The organism is Chryseobacterium contaminans, assembly GCF_001684955.1.
GTDB classification, from domain to species: domain Bacteria; phylum Bacteroidota; class Bacteroidia; order Flavobacteriales; family Weeksellaceae; genus Chryseobacterium; species Chryseobacterium contaminans.
In genome coordinates, this window is sequence record NZ_MAYF01000107.1 from 1 (window position 1) to 6,122 (window position 6,122).

A 6,122-nucleotide genomic window follows, 5' to 3' on the forward strand; every position below is an offset into this window, starting at 1 on the left:
TTACTGTAATAGGATATGCTTGTGCTTTTTATTTTTTAAGCCTGAGCCTTCGTCAGATTCCTGTTGGGATTACCTACGCAATCTGGTCCGGGGTAGGAATTGTTTTCATCACCATAATCGGAGTAGTAGCATTCAAGCAGGTTCCGGATCTGCCTGCTGTTATCGGGATCGCACTCATCATTATTGGAGTGATCGTAATTAATGTATTTTCAAAAATGGGAACTCATTAATATTGGGTGAAAGTATGTAACACAATTCATAAATTATGATTCCTCATTTTAACTTTTTTATATCAGATTGAAAAAACTGAAAGAGAAAAATCTGGTCATAGAAAATCTCCAGACTATTTTCAATAATAAAGTCAGTATAGTGAGTTGTATGGGCTACATTGTCTTCTTCCACAAATACAAACCAAAGTTCAGAGAGTTGATGTCTTCTTTTAAACTCCTCGGATGTATTACAGTCTATAAAAGATGAATGTTTCATGTCATGGAATAGAATCCCTTTCTTCTCTCCATTTTGTTCTATAGTATTGATAGGATGTTGAATGTAGTCAAGGATTTTAATTTCCGGATCAAGGCATTTTGTGAATTGATGAAGGTCGATAACCTGTATTATCTTTTCCTCTTGCTGGGATTCCGTCATAAAAAAACATTCTGATGAGATTTCTTTGGTTAATTCCTGAAAAACAACTAATTCCATATACATTGATTAAACGCTGCAAAGTAAAGCAGAATAGGACTGCAAAAATCTGTTTTTATACAAAACGGCCATTATTTTATACAAAATCTGATGATGAACCGAAGGTATAATTGGTATAATAAAACATGGGTTTCGTATAATAGTATAGGTATAAGCTGAGGGATTACTTATTTTTGTACTGTTATATGAATCCAGGAATATGAAATACAGGTTATGGCAATTTAAAGAAACCCTTGCAATGGACTTCCTGGTGGAAGAACGTTATAAATATGCCAGACATCTGTTGTTTCTGATCTCTTTTTTCTTTTGGCTTTACAGTGCAAGGTTTTGGCAGTCATTCTCAGGAATACATCAGTGGTATGTACTGCTTTTCGTATATACCATACTGATCACAATGATATATATAAATATTTATATCCTGGTTCCGAAGCTCTTCTTTACAACAAGATATATTGCTTATCTGGCACTTCTTATTATCATGGGAGTAATAGGGATTAATATTATAGGATTTGGCTTCAGATCGGTTTTTGCAGATTTCAGGGTTGGAAATATTCCCAGGGAAACTGAAAAAGGAAGTGTTTATGAAGGAGTACTGATGTGTATTCCGATTATTTTTACCACTACCACAGTGAAGCTGTTACAGAAATGGATTAAGGATAATCAAAGGATCAATGAGCTAAGTAATCTGACTATGCAAATGGAACTGAACGAGCTTAGAAACCAGATCAATCCTCATTTTCTGTTCAATATGCTGAATAATGTAAAAGCACTGATCAGAACAGATCCTGCAAAAGCTTCAGTAGTAATTGTCAAGCTTTCGGAGTTGCTCAGATACCAGTTGTATGAAAACAGCGCAGAGAAGACGTTGTTAACTTCGGAAATTGATTTTCTGTCCAATTTTTTAAATCTTGAAAAAATAAGAAGGGAAAATTTTACCTTTGATATTGAGACTGAAGGTGAGAACAGGACGTTTAATACAACCTTTATTCCTCCCAATCTTTTTACCACTTTTGTAGAAAATGCGGTAAAGCATAGTGTGGATATTAATGGCAAAGAATCACACGTGAAAATAAATATCAGTATTGAAGATCAAAACCTATATTTTAAATGTGTCAATTCCCGGGATCCTGATTATATTATTTCAGATAAGAAAAATAGCGGACTTGGTCTGGCCAATATTAACAGAAGGCTAGAACTTCTTTATCAGGATACTTTTGACTTGAAAATAACTTCGGAACCTAAAGAATATACTGTCCATTTAAAAATTCCTGTATGATGAATTGTATTATAGTAGATGATGAACCTTTAGCAAGAGCCGAAATGCGTTCGCTGATTAACGAAACGTCAAAGATTGATATTTTGGGTGAATTTTCCAACGCTCCTTCCGCATTGGATTTTCTGAAAGATAATGATGTAGATCTTATTTTCCTTGATATTGAAATGCCTATGGTGACAGGGCTGCAATTTGCAGAGATGCTTCCCAAAAGATCACTTATTATCTTTACTACTGCCTATTCTCAATATGCTTTAAAAAGCTATGAGCTGGAAGCTGTAGACTATCTTTTAAAACCCATTGATCCGCAGAGACTTGAAAAAGCAATTAATAAAGCCATATTATACACTGAGCTTTTATCTAGTAATACCATAAAGAATACAGTAGAATCAAATACAGCTGATTTTTTATTTATCAAAGCAGACCGACGATTTTATAAGATCAGTTTTACAGACATAAAATTTATAGAAGGGTTGAAAGATTATGTGGTGATACACACCAGGCAGCAAAAGCTCATTACTGCAATGAATCTGAAAACAATTCATCAGAAAGTTTCAGAGGAAAAATTCATCCGTGTCAGTAAATCGTATGTGGTGAATGCAGATTATATTGATTCATTTGATAACCATAATATATACATTGAAGAAGCAGAAATTCCTATCGGAGAAGTATATAAGGCTGATTTTTTCACAAAATATGCAGGCGGACTTTTGGGGGCAGACTGATTTTAATGAGTAATGAATGATGAATAATGAATGATGAATAATGAATGATATAGCTGTTAAATATCTATTATCCATAGGTCTATCAACATCAATAGGAGCGGGCTTTAGCCCGCTCAAATAAAATAAATAATAATTCATCCGGCTTTAGCCGAAATTTATATCTATTACGCTTTTCAAAAGATAGATTTCAATACATTTTCTGGTCTTTTTCACAGTAAAAACTCCTTCTTTTTCCGGTTCCTGTCTTTTTCTTAACCAATTTTTGTCCACAGACCGGACATACGGATTTTGTGTGTACCAGCCAATGCTTCTTTAATGTAAATTCTCTTTTCCATTTCAGGAAATCAAAACTGTAATTTCTGGCTTCAGCAATAAGTTCTTTCCTTTTTTTGGCCGGAAGATTGCCCAACAGGCTTTCCGGCTGAACACCAATTCTGAAAAGAACCTCATTTTTAATGATATTGCCTACTCCGGAAAATATATTCTGATCCATTAAAGCATCACATACCATCATTTTCGGGTTGGCCTTCAGTTTGTTTTCTGCTTTTTTGGGATTCCAGATATCGCTCATAACATCTGCTTCCCAATCAATGGCAGAAAGGAATTCCAGTTCAACCGGCTTTACGGAACAGGTATAAAAATATAAGGCTCCATTTGAGAAAACAAGGGCTAAACGTAAGCTTTTGTCTGGTTTTGTCTGTTCATCAATACTGTAAGAACCAAACATCAGCAAATGAATACGGATGGCTGTTTTTTCAAATACCAGATAAGTTTGCTTTCCAAAAGTACGGATCTCACGAAGTGTTTGACTAATATATATTTCCTTATCAAATTTTGCATTACCTGACGCGTCTGTTACTGTATGACCAACAAACTTCTGCAGGTTTTCTTTCATTAAAATAATAGATGGACCTTCAGGCATAACGTTATTTTTCAATACCTGTTCACATATTATTCCGCTCTTGGGGAATTCCTATACTGCATTTAAAAATATAGATTCTTACAGAATAATCAAGTTTACTGATTTCTGAGTTTTTGTGTCCCACAAAACGAATCACAGAACCTGTTCCGTTGTGGAATAACCCTTCCTGAAGCTCAATTTCAGTTTCCTGAAGCTCTATGATGGAATAGCCGGGGAAATCTGCTTTAATTTCTTCTATGGAAAATAAAGATTCAATATCCTTTGGCCCGCCTACCTTTTCATTCTTTGCAATATATTCAAGATGTTTTTTACTGAAAGCTTCGAAAATAATAAACCCACCCTTACGAAGATACTGATCCAGCATTTGATGGATTGAGGATTTAATGTCTCCCGGAAAGTGAGCATAGATAAGCGCAATCACATCAAATTGTTCTTTGTGATAATCCAATGTTTGCAGTTCACCAACCTGGTAATCGATGGTTACTCCATTTTGCTCTGCAAGTTGCAGTGCTTTTTGTCTGCCTTGTTCACTGATATCGAAAGCTGAAACCTGCCATCCTTGTGTTACTGCAAAAACTGCATTTCGGCCTTCTCCTTCCGCAGGGAAAAGTATTTTGCCCGGCTGTAATTGGCTAAGTTGTTCTCTCAGGTAATTATTGGGTTCTGTTCCATACGCAAACTTTTTGCTGCTGTACCTTTCATCCCATCTGCTGAGCCATGTGTTGTCCGTCATTATATAAAAATTTAAAATTAACATGCAGAAGAAATTATAAGTATTCTTCAGTTGTATTAGTTGCATCAAATGTAGAATATTTCTTCAAGCTTTCCGATCCCTAAAAAACGTTTACTATAATAGATTTTTTGAATGACAGATCTGTTTAATAAATATTTAAATACTATTCCATAAAATTAAAATTTGGAGTAATTTTGAAAAATGATGAATTTAAACCAGATTTTCACCAATCAACGTACAGGAAATAATCCGCATACTAAGGCTTCAAGAACTGATTTTCAAAGGGATTTCGATAGGATCATCTTCTCTTCTGCATTCAGAAGACTACAGAATAAGACCCAGGTTTTTCCTCTTCCCGGAAGTGTTTTTGTGCACAACAGGCTCACGCATTCTCTGGAAGTGTCATCTGTGGGAAGAAGTTTAGGAAGTATTATTGGTGAATTCATTGCTGAGGACTATAAAAACGAGCTTACTGAAGATTCAAAGAATTTTTATCTCTATAATTTAGGAAATGTAATTGCAGCAGCATGCCTTTGTCATGATGTAGGAAATCCGGCTTTCGGGCATTCGGGTGAAGACGCTATTGCAAGCTATTTTGAAAGAAACGAAAAAGACCTGAAAACCAAGTTCAATGAAAAAGAATGGGCCGATCTGGTTAATTTTGAAGGAAATGCCAATGCCATCAGAGTACTTGCCCAACAGCAGCAGGGAAAAGATGCCGGAGGAATTCAGCTTACTTTTTCTACCTTGGCAAGTATTGCAAAATATCCGTGTGAAGCTGTAGCCAAGAAAAAAGGAATCATTCACCGTAAAAAATTCGGTTTTTTCCAGAATGAAAAAGATATTTTCCTTGAAATTGCTAAAGGAACTCAACTTATTTCAGAATGTGAAGAACCTCATATCTTCAAAAGACATCCTTTTGTATGGCTGGTAGAAGCAGCTGATGATATCTGCTACAACATTATTGATATGGAAGATGCCCACAGACTGGGAATTGTATCTACTTCCGACTGTGAAAACCTTTTCTTTGAACTGGTAAAATCAGAAAGCAACGATGTTGATAAAGTAAAAAATAAACTGGTTTCCATTTCCAACGAAAATGAGAAGATCTCTTATTTAAGAGCAAAAGCCATCAATGCTTTGATTAATAAATCCCTTGAAATTTACAAACAGAATTTCAATACTATTCTACAGGGAAATCTAGACAAAGGGCTTCTGGATATTTATAAATCAGAAAACAGTGCATTACAGGACATAGAATCATTCTCTATTGAAAAAATTTATAACCATAAAGCAGTTGTGGAAATTGAGAATGCTGGTTATAACGTAATGTATGAATTATTGGATCATTTTATTCCATCTATTCTGAAGCCGGAAGACGAGAGAAAATCTTATGATAAAAAGGCATTAAAGCTACTTCCAAGACAGTTTGTTTACGAAAACGGAACAGATTACCAGAAAGTCTTGGGAATTATAGATTTCGTTTCCGGAATGACAGATAATTATGCTACAGACCTTTATAGGAAAATTAAAGGAATTGATATTGGAATGACGGTATAGTTCTATAAGTTTTTTAAGGCCGGAATCTGGAAGAAAGGATGTTGGAAGTTTCTTTTTACATTTCATAACTTCCAGCTATCGGCCTCTAACATCCTTTCCTATAAGTCTTCCCTGTTTTAAATATTATTTCTATCTTTAAGAATCAATATTTAAAAACTAAACTATGGGTATTTTTCTGGCACCCGTTATTATTTTCGGGCTTATTAT

7 protein-coding genes are annotated in these 6,122 nt (G+C 34.8%); 4 read left to right on the top strand and 3 right to left on the bottom strand.

Annotated features, from left to right (window positions below):
• Positions 1-230, top strand: a 230-nt coding sequence (locus BBH99_RS07735; protein WP_066694181.1) for a DMT family transporter, incomplete at its 5' end; no start/stop codon positions are given.
• 43 nt (positions 231-273) lie between these two features.
• On the opposite strand, the gene BBH99_RS07740 is transcribed toward BBH99_RS07735, so the two are convergent.
• Positions 274-702: a hypothetical protein gene (locus tag BBH99_RS07740; RefSeq protein WP_066694199.1), complete on the bottom strand. Its 429-nt coding sequence runs from the start codon at positions 700-702 to the stop codon at positions 274-276.
• 199 nt (positions 703-901) lie between these two features.
• Between BBH99_RS07740 and BBH99_RS07745 the strand changes: the two genes are divergently transcribed.
• Both BBH99_RS07745 and BBH99_RS07750 read left to right on the top strand, forming a co-directional pair.
• Positions 902-1,978, top strand: coding sequence for a sensor histidine kinase (locus tag BBH99_RS07745; protein ID WP_066694183.1), 1,077 nt, complete (start codon positions 902-904; stop codon positions 1,976-1,978).
• A complete protein-coding gene (locus tag BBH99_RS07750) occupies positions 1,978-2,700 on the top strand; it encodes a LytR/AlgR family response regulator transcription factor (protein WP_066694201.1) in 723 nt (240 codons plus the stop codon). Before BBH99_RS07745 ends, BBH99_RS07750 begins: the two co-directional genes overlap by 1 nt.
• 187 nt (positions 2,701-2,887) lie before the next feature.
• Here the strand turns inward: BBH99_RS07750 and BBH99_RS07755 are convergent, their stop codons facing one another.
• On the bottom strand, positions 2,888-3,637 hold the full coding sequence (locus BBH99_RS07755) for a DNA-formamidopyrimidine glycosylase family protein (protein ID WP_228390767.1): 750 nt from the start codon (positions 3,635-3,637) through the stop codon (positions 2,888-2,890).
• Between the two features lie 7 nt (positions 3,638-3,644).
• Positions 3,645-4,355 carry a class I SAM-dependent methyltransferase gene (locus BBH99_RS07760; protein ID WP_083188777.1) on the bottom strand — a complete coding sequence of 237 codons (711 nt, stop codon included), beginning with the start codon at positions 4,353-4,355 and terminating at the stop codon, positions 3,645-3,647.
• Between the two features lie 204 nt (positions 4,356-4,559).
• On the opposite strand from BBH99_RS07760, the gene BBH99_RS07765 reads away from it, so the two are divergent.
• On the top strand, positions 4,560-5,915 hold the full coding sequence (locus BBH99_RS07765; protein ID WP_066694203.1) for a deoxyguanosinetriphosphate triphosphohydrolase: 1,356 nt from the start codon (positions 4,560-4,562) through the stop codon (positions 5,913-5,915).
• Positions 5,916-6,122 lie beyond the last annotated feature (207 nt).